Source organism: Agrobacterium sp. 16-172Ci (assembly GCF_053522725.1).
Genome location: NZ_JBNWBW010000006.1, coordinates 37568 through 57644 on the forward strand (window position 1 = coordinate 37568; position 20077 = coordinate 57644).

A 20077-nucleotide genomic window follows, 5' to 3' on the forward strand; every position below is an offset into this window, starting at 1 on the left:
TGCGGAAGGTAATGTCGCTGTTTGTGCTGCCGCAAATGAGCGCCGGTGTTTAGATGAGCACATGCTTCCGCAACCCCGCAAATGGTGTCGGGCAGGGCGGTTTGATCGAGGATTTGGCCATGGAATTGCGTGATACCGTATTGCGCCAGCTGAAAAACCGCCGCGAAGGCTTCAGCCTGGAACAGCCCTTCTACACGGACCCGGATTATTTCAAGCTGGATATGGAAACGATCTGGTATCGCGACTGGCTGTTTGTCGGCCATGATTGCGAAGTGCAGAAATCCGGCAGCTATTTCACCGTGCAGGTCGGGGCCTATTCCGTGGTCATCGTTCGCGGCCGTGACGGGCAGATCCGCGCCTTCCACAATTCCTGCCGCCATCGCGGCTCGCGCGTCTGCACCACACAGAAGGGCCAGTCGGCCCGCCTCGTCTGTCCCTATCACCAGTGGACCTACGATCTCGACGGCAAGCTGCTGTTTGCGCGCCATATGGGCGAAGAGTTCGACAAGGGCGATTTCGGCCTGAAGCCGGTCGCCTGCGAAACCGTCGCCGGTTACGTCTTCATCTGCCTTGCCGATCAGCCGGCCGATTTCGAGCCCATGCGCAAGGAAGTCGAGAGCTACATGGCGCCGCACCGCATCTGGGAGGCGAAGGTCGCGCATGAGAGCACGATCATCGAAAAGGGCAACTGGAAGCTCGTCTGGGAAAATAACCGCGAGTGCTACCATTGCGCCGCCAACCATCCGGAACTCTGCCGCACCTATCCCGAAAACCCGAGCGTGACGGGAACGGACGGCGGGGCGAGCGATCCAGAGATCGGCGGCCACTGGGCACGCTGCGAGGCCGCCGGCCTGCCGAGCCGTTTCAAGATCGACCCCAAGGGCCAGTTCCGCGTGGCCCGCATGCCGCTGATCGGCGAGGCGGAAAGCTACACCATGTCCGGCAAGCGCGCCGTGCGCCGGCCGCTGTCTGACGATGTCAGCATCAGCCATATCGGCGCGCTGCTCCTGTTCCACTATCCGACGACCTGGAACCACTTCCTCGGCGACCACACCATTTCCTTCCGGGTGCTGCCGCTCAGCGCCACGGAAACCATGGTCACCACCAAATGGCTGGTGCACAAGGATGCCGTCGAAGGCGTGGACTACGATCTCGAGGACCTCACCCATGTCTGGAACGAGACCAACGATCAGGACCGCCGCATCGTCGAGGAAAATGCCTTCGGCATTCGTTCCCCTGCCTATGAGCCGGGCCCCTATTCCATGGAGGACGAGGGCGGCGTGATGCAGTTCGTCAACTGGTACTCCGATTTCATGGTCGACCGGCTCTCCGGCGATAAGGCCCGGCTTTCGGCTGTAGCGTGATGCGAAGATGAATATGGTTGTGACCTATAAGCATATTGACGAGATGAAGCCATGGAGCGACAAGCTCCAGCTTCTGGAGTGCATCTCGGTGACGCCCGAGACGCCTGATGTGATGACGTTCCTGTTCCGCTCGGAGGATCAGAACTGGTTCCGTTATTTGCCGGGGCAGTTCGTCACCTTGGAATTGCCGGTGGGCAAGGAGCCGCTTTACCGCACCTACACATTGTCCTCCAGCCCGTCGCGGCCCTATGCGCTGTCGGTGACGGTCAAGGCGCAGGCCAATAGCATCGGCACGCGCTGGATGTTCGACAATCTGAAGCCCGGCATGAAAATCCGGGCGCTCGGACCGCTCGGCGACTTTTCCTACGTCAAACATCCCGGCGACAAATATCTGTTCATCTCGGCAGGCTCCGGCGTTACGCCGATGATGTCGATGGTGCGCGATATGAGCGACCGCGCCCCGCAGAGCGATATTGCCTTCATCAATTGTTCGCGCACACCCGGCGATATCGTCTTCCGTCACGAGCTGGAATATCTCGCCCGCTTCATGCCGAACCTGTCTCTCGGCTTCATTGTCGAGAAATGCGGCCGCACCGATCTGTGGTCCGGCCTCAAGGGCATGGTGGACAAGGCCAAGATCGCGCTGCTCGCGCATGATTTCATGGAGCGCACCGTCTTCTGTTGCGGGCCGGAGCCGTTCATGGCCGCCGTCCGCTCGATGCTCGATGCCTCCGGCTTCGACATGAGCCGCTATCATCAGGAGAGCTTCGCGCCGGCCGCGCCGGTCACCGTTGGTGAAACAGTTCTCACCGGTGCGGATGGCGAAGCGCTGTCGATGGTGGGCTTCACCCTTTCCGGCAAAGAAATGCCCTGTCAGCCCGGCCAGACGGTTCTGATGACGGCGCGCGCCGCCGGGGTCCGTATCGGGGCGGCCTGCGAATCGGGGATTTGCGGCACCTGCCGGGTGCTGAAGCTTTCCGGTGAGGTAGAGATGAACCACAATGGCGGCATTCTCGATGAGGAAATCGAGGAGGGCTATATTCTCGCCTGCTGCTCACGCCCGTTGACCGACGTAAAGGTGGAAGCCTGATACGAGCAGGCGTTTCATTTCATACGTCTTTCACCGGATGGGTGTCTTGGAACCAAATTTTCCGAAACTCGTTTGCACGTCATCGAATTCTTCTCGGGCAAGGGGCTGACCCTGATCTCCGGCAAGAGAGCGGTGAAAGGCGCTGACAAAGGCGTCAAAGCAAATGGAGGAAGATCATGCTGAATTTCCGGACAACGAGCGTCGCTACAGCGATTGTCGTGTTCTTCACCAGCTTCACGCCATCGCAGGCGTTTCAGGTGCCGGTGCCAATCTCCAAGCCGGCGGTAGCGACCGAAAACGTTGTGCCCGTACAGTACCGTGAGTGGGATCGCCGCCGCCATTGGGACGGTCGTCATATGCGTCGTCCGCCCCCGCATCGCGACGGGTTTTACAATGGTCACCGCGGCTACCGTGACCGTCGTCCGGGCTACCGTTATCACAACGGTTACTGGTTCCCGCTCGCTGCTTTTGCCACCGGCGCTATCATCGGCGGCGCAATGCAGCAGCCCCGTCCGGCGTATGGCGGCAGCCATGTCTCCTGGTGTCAGAACCGCTGGCGTTCGTATCGCGCCTACGACAACACCTATCAGCCCAACAGCGGCCCGCGTCGCATCTGCGTCTCGCCATACAGCCGTTAATTGCAAAAGCAAAAGCCCGGTCTTTACCGGGCTTTTGTCTGAGCCCGGAATTGTCGGGGTTTTGATAAACGAAGCGTGATCGCTCCGTTAATCGTGGGTTCAGCCACACGTCCCTAGGCTGTAGAAGTATACGACACCGCCCACACAAAGGCGGAAATCAGAACAACAGAAATTCACGTTATACGGCCTGTCGACCGTCGTGAATGGAGGAAGTCAGATGAAAAGCTATGTGAAGAATATCCTGGCTGTCGGTCTTTCTGCAATCGTGGTTGCAGGCGCGATCGTTCCGGCCGAAGCCGCCATGCCGGTGCCCGTCGCGCCGAAGAGCGTTGAATCCACCGGCAACGACGCCAGCAAGAACATCGTCAACGTCCAATATTGGCGTGATCGCGATGGCTGGGGCGATCGCCGCGGCTGGTATCGCGGCCACCGTGGTTATCGCGATTACCGTCCGGGCTATCGTCACCATGACGGTTACTGGTTCCCGCTCGCAGCCTTTGCGACGGGCGCGATCATCGGCGGCGCTCTTTCGCAGCCTCGCGAAGTCTACCGTCCGGTGCCGGAATATCGCCCGCGCCCGGTCTATCGCGAATATCGCCCGGTCCGCCGCGGCGGGCTGAGCCAGGCGCATGTGAACTGGTGCTATGGCCGCTATCGTTCCTACGATGCCTATAGCAACACGTTCCAGCCTTACCATGGTCCGCGCCAGCCCTGCTATTCGCCTTACAGCTGATAGAATACAGGCTGAAATTGAAAGAGCCGTCCGGTCATTGCCGGGCGGCTCTTTGCGTTACAGGATTCGCGCGCGTTTCAGCACGAACCAGGCGAGAGCAACCGAAATCGCGATGAAGATGCTGGCCGACAATGTGCCGCCCGTGCCGACGGTAAACGGCAGCTCATCCGTATTCATGCCGAAGAAACCGGTGACCAGCGAGGGCGGCAGCAGGAATGCCGTCATCAGCGACAGGATATAAAGGTGCCGGTTGGTTTCGGACGAGAGTTTGGAATCGATTTCTTCATGCAGCAGCCTTGCCCGCTCCTGCAGGGCGTAGACGTCGTGGTCGACAGCCTCCAGACGGCCCATCAGGCGTGAGGCGACATCCTCGAAACCATTCGGCATCTCGTCATCATCGGCGGCCGAAGCCCGCCGCATCAGGGTCAGGACGGTGCGCAGATGCCGGTGCAGGCGAACCACCGTGCGGCGCAACGGGGCAAGACGCCGCCGTTCGTCACGGTTCTCGCTGTCATAGACCATATCCTCGATGGCGTTCAGTTCTTCCGTCGTCTCCATCACCAGATTGATGAGCGAGCGCTGGAATTCCGCCACCAGCCCCTCGAACACATGTGATGGCGTGAGGTAACGGTTGGAATTCTTGTCGACTGCCGCTTTCAGCCGGTCCACCGAATGCAGCGGCTGCAGTCGGGTGGTGATGATGAAACGGTCGCTCACCGCGAAATGCAGCCAGCCGAAATCGCGCGTTTCCTTGTCGAATTCCCGCTGGAAATCGACAAGCGTGCCGTAAAGCGATTTTTCATCGACCACGATGGATGGATGCGTCTCATGGGTCGTAAGGCTTGCCCGTGCCGCCGGATCGAGACCGTCGATGGTCTCGAGAAAACCTGCCACACGCTGATCGGCGAGGTTGAGATGCAGCCAGAAGAACCCTTCGCACTCGGCCATTTCGTGAAAGCCGGCATCGGGCGCGAGCCGCCGGCACGGGGCTGTGCCGGGATGAAACTGATAGGCCCAGACAAGGCCGGGAATAACGGGTGTTACGAGATCCATCGTGGCAGTCCTGACCGGCTGGATGGGAGTAGGGAGGCGTCTGTCGTTCCGGGGTGGGAGCGGCGTGCGGCGAGGCGCCTTTCAGCGCATGCTGAGCAAATTCATATGACAGTTTTATAACAATCCCGCCGAAATGACGGGAATTTTCAAATTGACGTTTACGTAAAAATCATTTAGCCCGAAGGCAGTAGCAAGATGCCAGAGCTTCGGGAGGAGGCAGCATGTATAGCGCGCCGGTGGACGATATCGCCTTTACACTCAAACATGTAGCGGGTCTTGAAGACGCGCTTTCTGCGGGTGCGCTGGGAGACCTTGGGGAAGATCTGGTCGATGCCATTCTGCACGAAGCCGGCCGTTTCGCCACCTCAGAGGTCGCGCCGCTCGCCGAGATCGGCGACCGCCAGGGCGCAAAGCTTGCCGACGGCAAGGTGACGACACCGGATGGCTGGGCCGATCTTTACCGCCGCTGGGCGGAAGCGGGCTGGAACAGCCTGACGGCGCCGGAAGAATTCGGCGGCCAGAACCTGCCGCATATGCTGAATGTCGCCGCACTCGAAATGTGGAATTCCGGCTCCATGGCCTTTGCGCTGGCCCCGACGCTGACCATGGGCGCGGTGGAAGCCCTTGTCGCCCACGGCAGCGATGACCTCAAGCGCACCTATCTGCCGAAACTCGTCTCCGGCGAATGGACCGGCACGATGAACCTCACCGAGCCGCATGCGGGTTCAGATCTCGGCGTCCTGAAGACCCGGGCGGAGCGCAATAGTGATGGGACCTACCGCATCTTCGGGCAGAAGATTTTCATCACCTGGGGCGAACACGATGCGGCGGACAATATCATCCACCTCGTTCTCGCCCGCCTGCCGGATGCGCCGGCCGGCACGCGCGGCATCTCGCTTTTCCTCGTGCCGAAATTCCTGCCCGATGAAAACGGTGCGCCGGGCAGCCGTAACGATCTGTTCTGCCATTCGCTCGAACACAAGCTCGGCATTCACGGCTCGCCCACCTGCACGATGATCTTCGGCGATGGCAAATTCGGCGAAGGGAAGGGCGCTCTCGGCTGGCTGGTCGGTGAAGAGAACAAGGGTCTCGCCTGCATGTTCACCATGATGAACAACGCCCGCCTTGCCGTCGGCATGCAGGGCGTGGCGATCTGCGAAGCCGCCACCCAGAAGGCCATCGAATACGCCAGGGAGCGCACGCAGGGCAAGGCGCCCGGCTGGCAGGGTTCCGGCATGAGCCCGATCATCGAACACCCCGATATCGCCAGAACGCTTCTGACGATGAAGGCGCTGACGCAAGGATCGCGGGCAATTTCCTTCAGCTGCGCGCACGCCATCGACATGGCGCATGCGAGCGAAGACGCCCCGCAGCGCGCTCACTGGCAGGAGCGCGCTGCCCTTTTGACACCCATCGCCAAATCCTTCTCCACCGATGCCGGCGTCGATGTCGCCTCCATGGGCATTCAGGTGCATGGCGGCATGGGCTTTATCGAGGAGACCGGTGCTGCGCGTTATCTGCGCGATGCCCGCATCGCGCCGATTTATGAAGGCACCAATGGCATTCAGGCCATCGATCTGGTGCTGCGCAAGCTGCCGCTCTCCGAAGGCGCGCAGGTGCGCGGTTTCATCGCCGAATTGCGTGAGGTCGCCGCCCGCACAGCCGCTTCGAACCGCGACGATCTCGGCGAGACAGGCCGTTATCTCGAAGCAAGCCTTGCCGATCTGGAAACGGCGACCGACTGGCTGCTGGACCGCATCAAGGCAGGCGAAACCGAAACCGCGCTCGCCGGCGCGACACCCTATCAGCGCCTTTTCGGCCTGGCGCTCACCGGCGCCTATCTCGCCAAGGGCGCTTTGGCCGCCGTCGATGATGGCAGGAGCGGGCATCGCGCAGCCCTTTGCCGTTTCGCGGCGGAAAATCTGCTGGCGGAAACGGCAGCGCTGAAGGACCGCGTTATCGCCGGCGCGGCAAGCCTTGCCGCCGCCCGCACCGTATTGGCTTGAGGAGGCTCAGATGTCGGACGAACACATTCTCGTCGAGCGCGTCGGCCATGCGCCGGAAGTCTTGACCATCCGCTTCAACCGGCCGGACAAGAAAAACGCTATCACCGATGCCATGTATCTGCGCATGGCAGACGCCCTGCAGACCGCCAATGCGGACCCGGAAATTCGCGTCGTCGTCTTTCTCGGCACGGAAGGCTGCTTCTCCGCCGGTAACGACATGGCCGATTTTCTGGCCTTCGCCATGTCGGGCGGAAAGGGCAAGCTCGCCGCGCTCGAGCTTCTGAAAGCGCTCGTCGCTTTCGAAAAGCCAATGGTATCCGGCGTCGACGGGCTCGCCATCGGCATCGGCACGACGCTGAACCTGCATTGCGACCTGACGGTCGCTTCCAGCCGCAGCCTGTTCAAGACCCCATTCGTGGATTTGGCGCTGGTGCCGGAAGCGGCCTCCAGCCTGCTCGTGCCGAAGCTCATGGGACACCAGCGCGCCTTTGCGCTGCTTGCCATGGGCGAAGGTTTTACTGCTGAACAGGCGTTGCAGGCCGGGATGATCTGGAAAGTCGTCGCCCCTGAACATGTGGAGAGCGAAACGCTGGCGCTTGCCACCCGGCTTGCGGCCAAACCGCAGCAGGCGCTGAAGATCGCCCGCGATCTTGTCCGTGGCAACCCGGACGATCTTCTCGCCCGCATCGAAGAGGAAGGCCGTCATTTCATCGCGCAGCTGCAAAGCGCCGAAGCGCGCGCCGCCTTCGAGGCATTCATGCGCCGTTAAGCGTTCCGGCAGGAATTCCTTGCGGTTAAGCAACCGGGCAATATGGGTTGGGTTAAATAATGCAACGTCATCGCCCGAAAGCCACCCGTATGCGTCACGTCGTGTTCGCCCTGTCCGTCTTCCTCTGCGCCGCCACTGTCACCGAAGCGGCGGCGATAACGCGCCCTCCGGCGGCTTCCGCCGGCAATATCATTCTGGCGCAATCCGTCATTACCGAAGATGATGGCTCGGATTATTATTCCGGCCGCAATCGCGACCGCCAGCGCCGCGCCCGTTTCGTCTGCGTCATCACCCCGCCGGAGAGCGCCAATCGCCGCCGGCCCTATGTCTGCCCTATCGAGCGGGGCCGCGTGGGCGGCGCCTGCCGCTGCTCGGGCGTGGTCGGTAACGGCACGGTCGATACGGCCTGGTGATTATTTCTCCAGCGTCGCCACCGCTTCCACATGCGGCGACCACAGGAACTGGTCGACCGGCGTGACGCGGGTGATGCGATAGCCGCCTTCCATAAGGATGGTGAGATCGCGCGCAAGCGTCAGCGGATTGCAGCTCACCGCAACGATCTTCTTCACTGTGCTGCGGGCCAGTTCCTTGCACTGGAATTCCGCACCGGCGCGCGGCGGATCGAACACGACAGCATCGTAATTCTTCAGTTCGCTTGTCATCAGCGGCCGGCGGAAGAGATCGCGTTTCTCGACGCTCACCGGCTTCAGGCCCTGCGTGTTGCGGGCGGCAAAATCCAGCGCCTTCAGCGGCTTGTCTTCTGCTTCCACCGCATGCACCTTGCCGATGCGTGCGAGCCTTAGCGCGAAGGTGCCGGAACCGCAGAAGAGATCGGCAATGCGCTTCGATTTGCCGATATGGGCAAGCACCAGCTCGGCCATGGCGTCTTCCGCCTGCTTCGTCGCCTGCGTGAAACTGCCGGCCGGGGGTGAAACCGCAACGCCGCCGAATTCGATGATCGGCTTTTGCGGTTCGATCAGGATTTCACCTGAGAGCGAAACACGGGCAATGCCGCGCATGGCGAGCACCGTTTCCGTGAGGGTGCGCCGCTGCTTGTCGCTGACCGACTTGATGCCTTCGACCGAAATATCGAGACCGGAGAGCGTTTCGAGAACGGTGATGCGAAACGGTTCGGCATTCGCCACCATGGAAAGCCCGATGGCGCGGATGGCATCCAGCCGCGAAACGATGCCGGGCGAGGTGACGGGACATTCCTCGATAGCGACGATGTGATGGCTGTTCGCCTGGCTGAAACCGAGCAGCAGGCCCTTTTCCGTCTTGCGGGCGGCGAACACCGCGCGGCGGCGCTCGCCGGGGCGACAGATGACGAGATCCTCCACCGGCGGCGTCAGGCCTTTTGATTTCAGTGCCGAAACCACCAGCTCCCGTTTGTAGACATGGTAAGGTTGGTCGGCGAGGTGCTGCAGCGAACAGCCGCCGCAGGTGCCGTTCTTGCCATCGGGTCCGAAATGGCGGCAGGCCGGTTCACGGCGCTCCGCCGAGGCTTCCGTTATCGACATGACGGTGCCGTGATCTTTCACCTTCGCAATCGCGACCGTTTCGCCGGGCAGCGCGAAGGGCACATAGACCGGGCCGTCGGGACAGTGCGCGATGCCGTCGCCCTGCGCGCCGAGGCTCTTGATGGTGACGGTCTGTGTGCTCATGGCTTTTCGCCTCCGAGAAGAAATTCGATGTTGCCGTCGCCGCCGGAAATCGGCGAGGGAATGAGGCCGAGGCTTTTCCAGCCCATGTCCTCGGTCAGCCAGCGTTCCAGTTCGGCGGCCACGGCAGGCGCCGTTTCCGGTTCTTTCAACAGTCCGGCCTTGCTGATGGCGTCACGCCCCGCCTCGAATTGCGGCTTCACCAGCAGAACCGCGAGAGCGCCGGTTTCCGCAAGCTCGAGTGCCGGCGCAAGCGCAAGCTTCAGCGAAATAAAGGACACGTCGGAGACGATGAAGCCGATGGGCCGGTCATCGATATCTTCCGCCGTCAGGAAGCGCGCATTCAGCCCTTCCAGATTGGTCACGCGCAGATCGTTCTCGATTCTGGCATGCATCTGCCCGTGGCCGACATCGATGGCGGTGACGTGTTTTGCGCCGCGCTCCAGCAGTACCTCGGTGAAGCCGCCGGTCGAAGCGCCGACATCGAGACAGTCATGGCCCTTCGGATCGAGCCGGAAATGATCGAGCGCGGCCACGAGCTTCAGCGCTGCGCGCGAAACATAGGCCTGCGCCGGATCGCTGATGGCGATTTCGGCATCGCCGGCGACGGTCTGGCTCGGTTTGGTGACGATTTTGCCGTTGACACTCACGGTGCCGCGCGCAACCGCGTCGCGCGCACGCGAGCGGCTGGCAAAGTGGCCGAGCGACACGAGAAGCTGGTCAAGCCGTTCATTTTCAGATGTTTTGGACATGGTCCCGTGTCAATGACCGCCAAACCCCGCCGATGCAAGCGATTTATCGCTGAAAGAGGCCGGCGATGCCCGCTGTCGCCCATTGATGTTGCACCGCAAAGTCAGAATGTTCGATTAATCCAATATAAAGGCTTGTATTGCACTTTGTGCACAAGGCCCGTGCGGCCACCGGAACCTGCCATGACGGCATCTCCTCCCATCCACAAAATTGCGGCCGTTGCAGCGCAGACGCTTGCTTCGAGGCATCGGGTCGCCGAGAGAGTTTGCGATGTCGCTTAAAAACCTCCCCATCAATCTGAAGCTCATAGCCACCTTCTGTGCCTTGATGAGCGTGTGCCTGCTCGCTTCCGCGGTCGTATTCTGGCAGACGCTGGGGAGCGAGCGTGTCACGATCGAAAACAACCGTACCAAGGATATCATCCAGGCCGTGGATGGCGCGACGGCAGCCATGCTGGAACAGGCCGTCAATCAGCGTGGCTTCCTGCTGTTTCGCAGCGACAGCACCTATAACGATGTATTCGCCCAGCGCGACCTGATGCTGAAGAAGCTCGATGAGGCCCGCGCGCTGGCCGTCGGCCGGCCGGACATTCTGACATCCATCGACGACATGCAGAAATCCGCCACCGTGTTCTTCAAGGAACTGGCGGAACCGCAGATCGCCGCACGCAAGACGACCGAAGCGCCGATTTCCGAAATCATCGAAATCGGCCGCAATCAGGCCAAGGGCCAGCTCGATGGCTTCCGCGCCTCCGCCGCCAAGATCAAGGAGCAGTTGAACGGCCTGTCCGCCGCTTACGCGGCAGAACAGCAGGCAGCCGCACTGAACCTGAAATATGCGCTTCTGGGTGGCGGCGCTGTCGCCGGTCTTCTGGCCGTTGCCCTCATCTGGGCGTTGTCGCGCTCCATCGTCACGCCCATCATTGGCATGACGGCGGCGATGAGCAGGCTCGCCGATGGCGATCTGACGACGGAAGTTCCCGCCACGGATCGTGGCGACGAAGTCGGCAAGATGGCGAAGGCCGTTCTGGTCTTCAAGGAAGCCGGGCTGGAAAAATCCCGCCTTGCCGGCGAGACCGATCGCATGCGCTCCGCGACGGAGGCTGAACGCCGCCGCAACGAGGAAGAAAAGGCCAAGGATGAAGCCGCCAGCGCTTTTGCCAGCGCCGAGCTTGGCAAGGGCCTTGCCGCTCTCGCGGATGGTGATCTTTCCTATCGCATCGAGACGCCTTTTGCGCCCGCCATCGATCCTGTTCGCGTGAATTTCAACAGCGCCGTCGAAAAACTCCAGCAGGCGCTGCGCACCGTCGGTGAGAACGCTGCCGCGATCAATGCCGGTGCTTCGGAAATGCTCTCCGCCGCCGACGACCTGTCGCGCCGCACCGAGCAGCAGGCGGCCTCCATCGAGGAAACCGCCGCAGCGCTGGAAGAAGTCACCACCACGGTGCGCGATAGCGCCCGCGGCGCGGAAGATGCCGGCAATCTGGTCCAGCGCGCTCGCGCCGGTGCGGAAAAGTCCGGTGTCGTGGTCCGCAAGGCGGTCGCCGCCATGCGCGAAATCGAGAAGTCCTCGGGCGAAATCGGTAACATCATCGGTGTCATCGACGATATTGCCTTCCAGACCAACCTGCTGGCACTGAACGCCGGCGTCGAAGCCGCCCGCGCGGGTGATGCCGGCAAGGGCTTTGCGGTGGTTGCGCAGGAAGTCCGCGAACTTGCCCAGCGTTCCGCCAATGCCGCCAAGGAAATCAAGACGCTGATCGGCGCTTCCAGCCAGCAGGTGGAAAACGGCGTCAATCTGGTCGACGAGACCGGCAAGGCTCTGGAACTCATCGTGGCGGAAGTCGAGGAGATCAATGCCCATGTCAGCGCCATCGTTGTCGCTGCCCGCGAACAGGCGACCGGCCTGCAGGAGATCAATACAGCCGTAAACACCATGGACCAGGGCACGCAGCAGAATGCCGCCATGGTGGAGCAGCAGACCGCCGCCAGCCATTCGCTGGCCCGCGAAGCGGAAGCGCTGAACAGCCTGCTCGGCCAGTTCAGAATGGATGGCGCACGCGCTGCCGTTGCCAGTGCCGGCGGCTATTCCGCGCCGCGCCAGTCTTCCGCCAGACCCGCCTTCCAGTCCGCGCCGGCCGCACCGGCCCGCAAGGCTCCGGTAAAATCGGCCTCCGCAACCGCAAGGCCTGTCGCCTCGCCGGCCCGTGCGCTTGGCCAGAGCCTCGCCCGCGCCTTCGGCGGTGCGGCCGAAGCGCCGGCTGCCAAGGATCAGGACTGGACGGAGTTCTGAGCCGGGCTTTCAGATTGAACCTAAGAATTGGGGGCCGAAAGGCCCCCTTTTTGCATCGGCTTTTTCAGATGGGGAACGCCGCTTGGAGTTTTTTCGCTTTTCTTCGAATCGCGAAAACACTCTAACTCTTTGTTTTGGCGCATTTCCGGACGGAAAACTGGGGTCCACTTTTTCTGGAAATGTTCTATGTGCCCTGTAGCCGGAACATCCGCGCAAAGAACAGCTCGTCCGACAGGCGGTGAAGCAGGGCGGCAATACCGGCGGTCGCGGCAATGGCGAAAACAAGCCGCCCGGCGAGAACGCCATAAACATCCGCGCCAAGCGACATCACCACGAGCGTGTCCTCGATCACGCTATGGGCAAAACCCATGAACACGCAGGACAGAAACACCTGCCGCGGCGAGATCGTCCCCGATTGCGCCTCGCGGATCAGGAAGCCGGCGCCGTAGGAAATGCCGAGAAACAAGCCGATCGCGGTAAGATGTTCAGCCTCGCCGCGAATGCCCGCAAGACGCAGCAGGGGCGAGAGCGCTTTCATCATTAGCGCCAGAAGGCCGGTCAGCCTGAGGATTTCAAGGCAAAGGGAAAGTGCAAGCAGGATGACGAGCATCCAGACCATGGTTTCCCCGAGACCGAGGAAATAGGCGGTCCATTCAGGCGTGGCGCTCATCGCAATCCAGGCGGGGTTTACCGGGCCTGACAGCCATCCCATCGCCTCCAGAACGTGATGCAGCATGAAGGCATAGAGCAATCCGCCGCCGACGCGCAGCGCCGTGGTGACGATCATGCCCGGTCCCGCCTTTTCAATGATCTTCTGTTCGATGGGCAGGCCATGGGCGAACAGGATGAGTGCCGAAAAAACGGTGATATCCGCAACGGTGAGTGGCGATGCGGGCACAAGCGTGAAGATGAGCGGCACCGCACCCCATATGCCGACCAGCATTGCTGTCAGCCAGGCAAGACCAAGCTCCGGCGGCAGCCCGATGAGGTTCATGACCGGCGCAAAGGCAGGCGCCACCGCCTCGATTGCGCCCATCCTCGACAACAGCTCGGTCAGAATGGCGATGGGAACCGTGATCCGCACAAGCACCCAGTAGATTGCAAGCGTTTCCCGCGTTTTTTGCCAGACGGGCAGGAAAAGTGACATGTGAGGCTCCCTGAAGGTTGTTCCCATTCACTAATCCCGGCGCGTTCGCATTTGCGGTCAAAGATTGCAGTTTCATGCAATTTTATTGCAAATCGAGTGGCGAGCGATATGCTGCCGGCATGGATCGGATCGACCGGAAACTTCTGAACCTTTTGCAGAACGATGCGTCGCGCACCAATGTGGATATGGCCGATGAAGTCGGGCTGTCTCCATCCAGTTGCCTGCGCCGCCTGCAGCGGCTGCGCAAGTCTGGCGTGATCGACCGCATCGTGGCGATCCTCAACCCCGCAAAGGCGGGACGGGTGATCAAGGCTCTGGTGACGGTGGAGCTGAAATTGCACGGCGAGCAGCATATGCGCCGCTTTCTGGATATTGTGAGCGCCGAAGAGGCCGTGTCGCAGGCCTATGCCGTCACCGGCGCAACCGATGTCGTACTGATGCTGCGCCTGCGGGATATGGAAGAATTCGACGCCCTGTGCGACCGGCTCTTCCGCGACCAGCACAATGTTGCGCGCTTTGTCACCATGGTCGTCATCAAGACGGCGAAAGAGGAAACGGCCATAAGGCTTTAACCGGAGCCCTTCGCGGTTTTCCAGAAAGGTAATTTCCAGATGGCGCCTCGCGTTAAGCTACACATTCTGGACGGTTCATATGGGATAGCCCGGCTTCATGCGTCCGAAGCCATTCCGGCATGGGCCGATGGCGATGGATTTGTCAGTATTACCCGGACCGATGACGAGCTTTCCATCGTCTGCCGGGCAGAGCGCATGCCGCATGATGTGCGGGTCGATGCAGGTTGGTCGTGTTTCAAGTTTCAAGGCCCGTTTGCCTTTGATGAGACCGGTATCGTTTTGTCGGTCATCGCGCCGTTGTCGACCAATGGGATAGGAATATTCGTGGTTTCTACTTTCGATGGCGACCATCTGCTGGTTAAGTCGAACGATCTGGAGAAAGCGCTCGACCTGCTGGCAAATGCAGGACATTCGCTCGTCTAGGAATCCATTTCGCCACGACGTTTTTTGAAGAGGTGCGTTTTGAATAGTGAAATCGAACTGCCGGTGCAAAAGCAGCTTGAGGCCTACAATGCCCGTGACATCGATGCCTTCATGCTCTGGTGGGCGGATGATTGTCAGTATTACGCTTTCCCGGCGACGCTTCTGGCGGGAAGCGCGGCAGAGATTCGGGAACGTCACATCGAGCGCTTCAAGGAACCGGATCTCTATGGGAAACTGCTGACGCGCATTGTCGTTGACAATGTCGTCATCGACCACGAAACGGTTACCCGCAACTTTCCGGAAGGAAAGGGAGAGGTCGACGTTGCCTGCATCTATGAAGTTGAGAACGGCAGGATCGCCAAGGCCTGGTTCAAAATCGGCGAACCGCGGATATTGTCGCGAAAATCCTAGCGCGCGCAAAGGGTGCGCGCGTGGGATTTCTTATGATCCATGCCGCTATGCGGCGTAATCCGCCCGCATGGGGTGCCAGACGGAAATATCGCGCGGGGCGTCCAGAAGCTCGGGCAGGGCGTCGTGCCATGCCTGCCGATAGGGCCGGTGAATCTGAACGTCGATGACGTCCTGATGGTCGCTCCAGGTCTCATGCAGCAGGAAGCGGTTCTCGTTTTCACCGTCCCGGTGCAGGGTTGCGTTCACGAAGGTCTTTTCATGCCGCATGGCGTCGAGCAGCACATTCAGCAATTCGAGAAAGCGCTCGCGCTGGCCGGGGCGGACCTGAAAGCCGATGAGATAGGTGGTGTGCACGGGTCTTACTCCTTTGTGCCTTGCATCAGTGCTTCGCGGGTTGCCGCGTCGGCGGGATAAAAACACTCCAGCACCAGTTCGGACAGCGTGACGTCTGTGGCCGTTCCGAAAACCGTGGTGGTTGAAATGAAGCTCAATATGCCGCCCGAAGACGGATCGCGAAGCTGGAGCGGTATGGCCAGGGGGTCGGCCCCGGCGGCATGCGGCGAGGCCTTTGGTGCAGGATAGGCCGCAAGCTCCGCATGCAGCCGGGAAAGCACCTCGTCTCCCGTCTCTTCGACCTGACGGCGCAGGCGTTCCAGCAGGTGATGACGCCATTCGGCAAGATTGACGATGCGCGAACTCAGGCCCTGCGGATGCAGGCTCAGCCTCAAGGCGTTGAGCGGCGGGAGAAGCAGCTCTTCTGAAACGCCGGCCAGAAGCGACGTGATCGCGCCATTGGCGAGAACGACGTTCCACTGCCGGTCAACGGCAAGGGCGGGGAAGGGCATATGCCCGTGCACCACAGTTTCGACCGCCTGCCGGGCCGCCGCCATGTCGGGCGCGTCCATCGGCCGTTCGGAATGAACAGGCGCATAACCCGCCGCCAGCATCAGCCGGTTGGCGGCACGGGCTGGCATGGAAAGCTGCTCCGCCAGTTTCGCGAGCATCTCGCGGCTGGGGGATGATCGCCCGCTTTCCACGAAACTCAGATGGCGCGCGGATATGTCCGCCTCCATCGCCAGATCGAGCTGGCTCAACCTGCGGCGCGCACGCCATTCCTTCAGCACCTGGCCGACATGTTCTCGATGATGTGTCATGCCCCGCAGCCTAACAGAAGAGAGCGGCAATGCGATTACCTCTGAGGTAATTGTTCCGCTTCCCGACCCCCGGCATGTTTGGGCCGCCAACCAGAAGGAGCGCAATCATGACGCAGCATCTCGCAATCGCCGAAACCTATCTCGCAGCATGGAACGAGGAGGACAATGAACGCCGCAGGCATCTCGTCGGTCAGGCATGGGCAGAAAATACGCGCTATGTCGATCCGCTGATGCAGGGCGAGGGACAACAGGGGATCGCCGCGATGATCGAGGCGGCGCGGCAGAAATTTCCGGGATATCGTTTCGTACTCACAGGCACCCCGGATGGCCACGGCAATTTCACCCGTTTCTCATGGCGGCTCATTTCGCCTGATGGGGATAATGTCGCTGGCGGAACCGATGTCGTCAGCCTGAATGCGGAGGGGCGGATCGAAAACGTTGTCGGTTTTCTTGATGGCGCTGCATCCTGAGGCAGAGGCGGGATCGTCCCGCCTCCTGTCCCCGCAATCTTTCAGCCCGCAAATCCCACGCCGGCCTGACGCTGGCCAAGTGCATTGAACACGGTGGAAACGATGCCGGCCCGGTCGAGGCCGGCATTGGCATACATAGTTTCGGGTTTGGCCTGCTCCACCCACTGGTCGGGCAGGGTCAGCGTCCGCACCTTCGGGCCATGGTCGAGCAGGCCGGCGCTCGCCATGAAATGCAGCACATGCGCGCCGAAACCGCCAACGGAGCCTTCCTCGATGGTCACCAGCACTTCGTGATGGGCCACAAGCTGGCGGATGAGGTCGAGATCGAGCGGCTTGGCGAAGCGCGCATCGGCAACCGTGGTGGAAAGGCCGGCGGCATCCAGGTCTTCGGCAGCCGCAAGGCATTCCGCCAGCCGCGTGCCGAAGGAGAGCAGCGCAACCTTGGTGCCCTCCTTGATGATGCGGCCCTTGCCGATCTGCAAAATCTCACCGCGCGCGGGCATCTCGACGCCCACACCTTCGCCGCGCGGGTAACGGAAGGAAATCGGGCCTTCGTCATAGGCCGCCGCCGTGCGCACCATATGTTTCAGCTCGGCCTCGTCGGCCGCCGCCATCACCACCATGCCGGGCAGGGTGGCGAGGAAAGTCGTGTCGAACGAACCGGCATGGGTCGGCCCGTCAGCACCGACAAAACCGGCGCGGTCGATGGGGAAACGCACCGGCAGGCTCTGGATCGCCACATCATGCACCAGCTGGTCGTAACCGCGTTGCAGGAAGGTGGAATAAAGCGCGCAGAACGGCTTGTAACCGTCCGCCGCAAGTCCGGCCGCAAAGGTGACGGCGTGCTGCTCGGCAATGCCGACATCGAAGGTGCGGGCCGGGAAAAGCTCGGCCATCTTGTCGAGGCCGGTGCCGTTCGGCATGGCGGCGGTGACGCCGATGATCTTGTCGTCGAGGGTGGCTTCCTGAATCAGCGCTTCGGCGAAGACGCTGGTATAGCTCGGCGCATTCGGCTTGGCTTTCGCCTGCGCGCCGGTGATGACATCGAACTTGTTGACGCCGTGATATTTGTCGGCCGCCGCTTCCGCCGGCGCATAACCCTTGCCCTTCTGCGTCACCACATGGATGAGAACAGGGCCTTTCTGGTTGTCGCGCACATTACGCAGCACCGGCAGCAGGTGATCGAAGGAGTGACCGTCGATCGGGCCGATGTGATAGAAGCCAAGCTCCTCGAACAGCGTGCCGCCGGTCACGTAACCGCGCGCATGGGTCACGGCGCGGGTAATGGCGCGGTCGATGGTCTTGCCGAGATAGGCGGTGAGTTTCTTGCCGAAATCGCGGAAGCCCATATAGGTGCGGCCGGAGGCGAGGCGCGCCAGATAGGCGCTCATCGCGCCCGTCGGCGGCGCAATCGACATGTCGTTATCATTGAGGATGACGATCAGCCGCGCATCGAGCGCGCCGGCATTGTTCAGCGCTTCGAACGCCATGCCCGCCGACATCGAGCCGTCGCCGATGACGGCGATCACCTTGCGGTCGCTCTGATCCAGACCCGCCGCCACCGCCATGCCGAGACCGGCGGAAATGGAGGTGGAGGAATGGCCGGCGCCGAAATCGTCATAGTCGCTTTCGGCCCGCCGGGTGAAGCCGGAAAGCCCGCCTTCCTGACGCAGGGTGCGAATGCGGTCGCGACGGCCGGTGAGGATTTTATGCGGATAACATTGATGGCCGACATCGAAGATCAGCCGGTCTTCGGGCGTGTTGAAGACCTTGTGAATGGCAATCGTCAATTCCACCACGCCAAGCCCGGCTCCCAGATGGCCACCGGTCTTCGACACCGCGTCAATCATCTCGTCGCGCAGTTCCCGTGCCAGTTCCGGCAGGTCGCGATCGTCGATCTCCTTGAGATCAGAGGGAAAATTCACCCGGTCGAGCAGTGGGGTCTGGGGCATTCCGGTCAATCGTTCGGCCTTTTCTCGTGGTCAGCAGGGGGCACCGGAGCGTCTTTCATGGTGAAAGCCGACGGTCCATTCCTGCATGTCGTACACTTCTATAGAATTTCAACCTTCCGGCAAAGGGACAAACTCTTCTTCGTCGCCGGGAACGATATCGAAGCGTCCGGTTCTCCACTCCTGTTTGGCCTGCTCTATGCGTTCTTTTGATGACGAAACGAAGTTCCACCAGATGTAGCGGCGCTGATTGAGCGCGGCCCCGCCGAAGATCATGATGTGACAGCCATTGCTGCCGGCCTGAAGCGTGATGTCGTCACCCGGCCGGAAGACGAGGAGCTGATCGGCGGCGAAGATATCGCCCGCCACATCGAGAGAACCGGACAGAATATAGATCGCCCGCTCCTCATGATCGGCTGAGAAGGGAAATTTCACACCCGGCTCCAGCGTCAGGTCGACATAAAGCGTATCGGTAAAGGCCGAAACGGGGGAGGTGAGGCCTTCGAATTCGCCGATCACCACCCGGCCGGTAGCGCCCTTGATATCGATCAGCGGCATGTCTTCCCTGGCCGTATGAGCAAAGGCCGGGTCGATTTCTTCCATATGGTCCGGCAGGGCAAGCCATGTCTGCAGGCCGGACATGGAAAGCGGATGGCCGCGCAGGTTTTCCGGCGTGCGTTCCGAATGCACGATGCCGCGCCCGGCCGTCATCAGGTTGATGTCGCCGGGGCGGATGACGAGTTCGGTGCCGAGACTGTCGCGATGCTTGATTTCGCCGTCGAACAGATAGGTGACGGTGGAAAGCCCGATATGCGGATGCGGTTTGACGTCGAGTGCCTCTCCGGCCTTCAGGATCGCCGGGCCCATGCGATCGAAAAAGATGAAGGGGCCGACGAGACGCCGCTGCCGGGTCGGCAGCGCACGACGCACGGCAAAGCCCCCAATGTCGCTGGTGCGCGGAATGATGAGGTTTTCGATGGCGTCGCAGGCAAAGGCATCACCCGCGACGGGATCGTTACCGGGAAAGAAGGACATATTTTGCTCCTCGTATCTTCGAACGGGAGTTTATCACAACTGATGGTGCGGGGGAGCATCGGGATATCGAACGCTGTGTTTGTGCGTCGTTAGCAGATGGGGGGAGCGAATTTAACTCTGCTTAACCTACAAACTCCCTCATTCCTGTGCTTGTCACAGGAATCTAGCCAGCCCAAGTCCTTGGGCTGAAAAGACTTTCCCCGCCGCGCAGACGCGCGTCGACTGGATTCCTGTGACAAGCACAGGAATGAGGGAGGGTGGGGTCGTTTGTCGAAGCAACGAAACGTTCCGCCTGCCGGACAATCACTCCCCGTCCAGCGGCTCTACACCCTGCGGCTTGCCGGCCCGGTCGAGGCGAATCTTCTCGATTCGCTTTTCGGCAGCGTTCAACAGTGTTTCGCAATGCTTCTTCAGGGCTTCGCCGCGCTCATAGATGGCGATGGATTCGTCCAGCGCCACGTCTCCGCGTTCCAGACGTGCGACAATGCTTTCCAGCTCGGCGACGGCTTTTTCAAAGGAATAACCGCTGACATCGGCTGTGTTGGCATTTTCCGTCATGT

General features: G+C 61.1%; 21 protein-coding genes. 12 read left to right on the forward strand and 9 right to left on the reverse strand.

What is annotated here, in order from left to right:
* The first annotated feature begins 119 nt into the window (after positions 1–119).
* The 4 genes from ACQZ40_RS08450 to ACQZ40_RS08465 all read left to right on the forward strand — a co-directional run bounded on the left by ACQZ40_RS08450 (position 120) and on the right by ACQZ40_RS08465 (position 3825).
* On the forward strand, positions 120–1364 hold the full coding sequence (locus ACQZ40_RS08450; RefSeq protein ID WP_078051484.1) for an aromatic ring-hydroxylating oxygenase subunit alpha: 1245 nt from the start codon (positions 120–122) through the stop codon (positions 1362–1364).
* Positions 1365–1371: 7 nt separating this feature from the next.
* Positions 1372–2454, forward strand: coding sequence for an FAD-binding oxidoreductase (locus ACQZ40_RS08455; RefSeq protein WP_035237666.1), 1083 nt, complete (start codon positions 1372–1374; stop codon positions 2452–2454).
* Between the two features lie 176 nt (positions 2455–2630).
* On the forward strand, positions 2631–3092 hold the full coding sequence (locus ACQZ40_RS08460) for a BA14K family protein (protein ID WP_065654339.1): 462 nt from the start codon (positions 2631–2633) through the stop codon (positions 3090–3092).
* Positions 3093–3309: 217 nt separating this feature from the next.
* On the forward strand, positions 3310–3825 hold the full coding sequence (locus tag ACQZ40_RS08465; RefSeq protein ID WP_065654338.1) for a BA14K family protein: 516 nt from the start codon (positions 3310–3312) through the stop codon (positions 3823–3825).
* A 57-nt stretch (positions 3826–3882) separates the two neighbouring features.
* On the opposite strand, the gene ACQZ40_RS08470 is transcribed toward ACQZ40_RS08465, so the two are convergent.
* On the reverse strand, positions 3883–4878 hold the full coding sequence (locus ACQZ40_RS08470; RefSeq protein WP_125144734.1) for a transporter: 996 nt from the start codon (positions 4876–4878) through the stop codon (positions 3883–3885).
* Positions 4879–5099: 221 nt separating this feature from the next.
* On the opposite strand from ACQZ40_RS08470, the gene ACQZ40_RS08475 reads away from it, so the two are divergent.
* The 3 genes from ACQZ40_RS08475 (at position 5100) to ACQZ40_RS08485 (ending at position 8066) form a co-directional block, all read left to right on the forward strand.
* Positions 5100–6884 carry an acyl-CoA dehydrogenase gene (locus tag ACQZ40_RS08475; protein WP_448747759.1) on the forward strand — a complete coding sequence of 595 codons (1785 nt, stop codon included), beginning with the start codon at positions 5100–5102 and terminating at the stop codon, positions 6882–6884.
* A 10-nt stretch (positions 6885–6894) separates the two neighbouring features.
* Positions 6895–7653 carry a crotonase/enoyl-CoA hydratase family protein gene (locus ACQZ40_RS08480; protein ID WP_448747760.1) on the forward strand — a complete coding sequence of 253 codons (759 nt, stop codon included), beginning with the start codon at positions 6895–6897 and terminating at the stop codon, positions 7651–7653.
* An 89-nt stretch (positions 7654–7742) separates the two neighbouring features.
* On the forward strand, positions 7743–8066 hold the full coding sequence (locus tag ACQZ40_RS08485) for a hypothetical protein (RefSeq protein WP_065654334.1): 324 nt from the start codon (positions 7743–7745) through the stop codon (positions 8064–8066).
* Here the strand turns inward: ACQZ40_RS08485 and ACQZ40_RS08490 are convergent, their stop codons facing one another.
* Positions 8067–9317 (reverse strand): class I SAM-dependent RNA methyltransferase, encoded by a 1251-nt coding sequence (locus ACQZ40_RS08490; RefSeq protein ID WP_125144732.1) that lies wholly within the window; start codon positions 9315–9317, stop codon positions 8067–8069.
* Positions 9314–10066 (reverse strand): TlyA family RNA methyltransferase, encoded by a 753-nt coding sequence (locus ACQZ40_RS08495; protein WP_448747761.1) that lies wholly within the window; start codon positions 10064–10066, stop codon positions 9314–9316. Before ACQZ40_RS08495 ends, ACQZ40_RS08490 begins: the two co-directional genes overlap by 4 nt.
* 268 nt (positions 10067–10334) lie before the next feature.
* Here ACQZ40_RS08495 and ACQZ40_RS08500 point away from each other — a divergent pair, with 268 nt between their 5' ends.
* Complete coding sequence (locus ACQZ40_RS08500) at positions 10335–12356, forward strand: methyl-accepting chemotaxis protein (RefSeq protein ID WP_448747762.1); 2022 nt, start codon at positions 10335–10337, stop codon at positions 12354–12356.
* A 184-nt stretch (positions 12357–12540) separates the two neighbouring features.
* Here ACQZ40_RS08500 and ACQZ40_RS08505 read toward each other — a convergent pair whose 3' ends face one another.
* Positions 12541–13503, reverse strand: a complete 963-nt coding sequence (locus ACQZ40_RS08505; RefSeq protein WP_448747763.1) for a nucleoside recognition domain-containing protein — start codon at positions 13501–13503, stop codon at positions 12541–12543.
* Between the two features lie 119 nt (positions 13504–13622).
* Here ACQZ40_RS08505 and ACQZ40_RS08510 point away from each other — a divergent pair, with 119 nt between their 5' ends.
* The 3 genes from ACQZ40_RS08510 to ACQZ40_RS08520 are packed head-to-tail and all read left to right on the forward strand — an operon-like array spanning position 13623 to position 14909.
* Complete coding sequence (locus ACQZ40_RS08510; RefSeq protein ID WP_078051176.1) at positions 13623–14075, forward strand: Lrp/AsnC family transcriptional regulator; 453 nt, start codon at positions 13623–13625, stop codon at positions 14073–14075.
* Positions 14076–14114: 39 nt separating this feature from the next.
* Positions 14115–14498, forward strand: coding sequence for an ACT domain-containing protein (locus ACQZ40_RS08515; RefSeq protein ID WP_220317971.1), 384 nt, complete (start codon positions 14115–14117; stop codon positions 14496–14498).
* A gap of 39 nt (positions 14499–14537) precedes the next feature.
* Entirely contained in the window at positions 14538–14909 is a 372-nt protein-coding gene (locus ACQZ40_RS08520; RefSeq protein ID WP_078051174.1) for a nuclear transport factor 2 family protein, read from the forward strand.
* Between the two features lie 45 nt (positions 14910–14954).
* Here ACQZ40_RS08520 and ACQZ40_RS08525 read toward each other — a convergent pair whose 3' ends face one another.
* Positions 14955–15263 carry a putative quinol monooxygenase gene (locus ACQZ40_RS08525; RefSeq protein WP_448747764.1) on the reverse strand — a complete coding sequence of 103 codons (309 nt, stop codon included), beginning with the start codon at positions 15261–15263 and terminating at the stop codon, positions 14955–14957.
* A gap of 5 nt (positions 15264–15268) precedes the next feature.
* Positions 15269–16063: a helix-turn-helix domain-containing protein gene (locus ACQZ40_RS08530; protein ID WP_448747765.1), complete on the reverse strand. Its 795-nt coding sequence runs from the start codon at positions 16061–16063 to the stop codon at positions 15269–15271.
* A gap of 107 nt (positions 16064–16170) precedes the next feature.
* On the opposite strand from ACQZ40_RS08530, the gene ACQZ40_RS08535 reads away from it, so the two are divergent.
* Complete coding sequence (locus tag ACQZ40_RS08535) at positions 16171–16533, forward strand: nuclear transport factor 2 family protein (RefSeq protein WP_433821938.1); 363 nt, start codon at positions 16171–16173, stop codon at positions 16531–16533.
* A gap of 41 nt (positions 16534–16574) precedes the next feature.
* On the opposite strand, the gene dxs is transcribed toward ACQZ40_RS08535, so the two are convergent.
* The 3 genes from dxs to ACQZ40_RS08550 form a co-directional block, all read right to left on the reverse strand.
* Positions 16575–18494: a 1-deoxy-D-xylulose-5-phosphate synthase gene (dxs, locus tag ACQZ40_RS08540; protein ID WP_080856026.1), complete on the reverse strand. Its 1920-nt coding sequence runs from the start codon at positions 18492–18494 to the stop codon at positions 16575–16577.
* Between the two features lie 99 nt (positions 18495–18593).
* The gene (locus ACQZ40_RS08545) at positions 18594–19517 is read right to left on the reverse strand and encodes a pirin family protein (protein ID WP_065654322.1); all 924 of its coding nucleotides are present in this window, start codon (positions 19515–19517) and stop codon (positions 18594–18596) included.
* A gap of 303 nt (positions 19518–19820) precedes the next feature.
* On the reverse strand, positions 19821–20075 hold the full coding sequence (locus ACQZ40_RS08550) for an exodeoxyribonuclease VII small subunit (RefSeq protein ID WP_003503059.1): 255 nt from the start codon (positions 20073–20075) through the stop codon (positions 19821–19823).
* Positions 20076–20077: the final 2 nt, after the last annotated feature.

What these genes read in the sequence shown, in the direction of transcription:
- ACQZ40_RS08450 (WP_078051484.1), top strand. Translation starts at nt 120, where the DNA reads ATGGAATTGCGTGATACCGTATTGCGCCAGCTGAAAAACCGCCGCGAA.
- ACQZ40_RS08455 (WP_035237666.1), top strand. Translation starts at nt 1,372, where the DNA reads ATGAATATGGTTGTGACCTATAAGCATATTGACGAGATGAAGCCATGG.
- ACQZ40_RS08460 (WP_065654339.1), top strand. Translation starts at nt 2,631, where the DNA reads ATGCTGAATTTCCGGACAACGAGCGTCGCTACAGCGATTGTCGTGTTC.
- ACQZ40_RS08465 (WP_065654338.1), top strand. Translation starts at nt 3,310, where the DNA reads ATGAAAAGCTATGTGAAGAATATCCTGGCTGTCGGTCTTTCTGCAATC.
- ACQZ40_RS08470 (WP_125144734.1), bottom strand. Translation starts at nt 4,878, where the DNA reads ATGGATCTCGTAACACCCGTTATTCCCGGCCTTGTCTGGGCCTATCAG.
- ACQZ40_RS08475 (WP_448747759.1), top strand. Translation starts at nt 5,100, where the DNA reads ATGTATAGCGCGCCGGTGGACGATATCGCCTTTACACTCAAACATGTA.
- ACQZ40_RS08480 (WP_448747760.1), top strand. Translation starts at nt 6,895, where the DNA reads ATGTCGGACGAACACATTCTCGTCGAGCGCGTCGGCCATGCGCCGGAA.
- ACQZ40_RS08485 (WP_065654334.1), top strand. Translation starts at nt 7,743, where the DNA reads ATGCGTCACGTCGTGTTCGCCCTGTCCGTCTTCCTCTGCGCCGCCACT.
- ACQZ40_RS08490 (WP_125144732.1), bottom strand. Translation starts at nt 9,317, where the DNA reads ATGAGCACACAGACCGTCACCATCAAGAGCCTCGGCGCGCAGGGCGAC.
- ACQZ40_RS08495 (WP_448747761.1), bottom strand. Translation starts at nt 10,066, where the DNA reads ATGTCCAAAACATCTGAAAATGAACGGCTTGACCAGCTTCTCGTGTCG.
- ACQZ40_RS08500 (WP_448747762.1), top strand. Translation starts at nt 10,335, where the DNA reads ATGTCGCTTAAAAACCTCCCCATCAATCTGAAGCTCATAGCCACCTTC.
- ACQZ40_RS08505 (WP_448747763.1), bottom strand. Translation starts at nt 13,503, where the DNA reads ATGTCACTTTTCCTGCCCGTCTGGCAAAAAACGCGGGAAACGCTTGCA.
- ACQZ40_RS08510 (WP_078051176.1), top strand. Translation starts at nt 13,623, where the DNA reads ATGGATCGGATCGACCGGAAACTTCTGAACCTTTTGCAGAACGATGCG.
- ACQZ40_RS08515 (WP_220317971.1), top strand. Translation starts at nt 14,115, where the DNA reads ATGGCGCCTCGCGTTAAGCTACACATTCTGGACGGTTCATATGGGATA.
- ACQZ40_RS08530 (WP_448747765.1), bottom strand. Translation starts at nt 16,063, where the DNA reads ATGACACATCATCGAGAACATGTCGGCCAGGTGCTGAAGGAATGGCGT.
- ACQZ40_RS08535 (WP_433821938.1), top strand. Translation starts at nt 16,171, where the DNA reads ATGACGCAGCATCTCGCAATCGCCGAAACCTATCTCGCAGCATGGAAC.
- ACQZ40_RS08545 (WP_065654322.1), bottom strand. Translation starts at nt 19,517, where the DNA reads ATGTCCTTCTTTCCCGGTAACGATCCCGTCGCGGGTGATGCCTTTGCC.
- ACQZ40_RS08550 (WP_003503059.1), bottom strand. Translation starts at nt 20,075, where the DNA reads ATGACGGAAAATGCCAACACAGCCGATGTCAGCGGTTATTCCTTTGAA.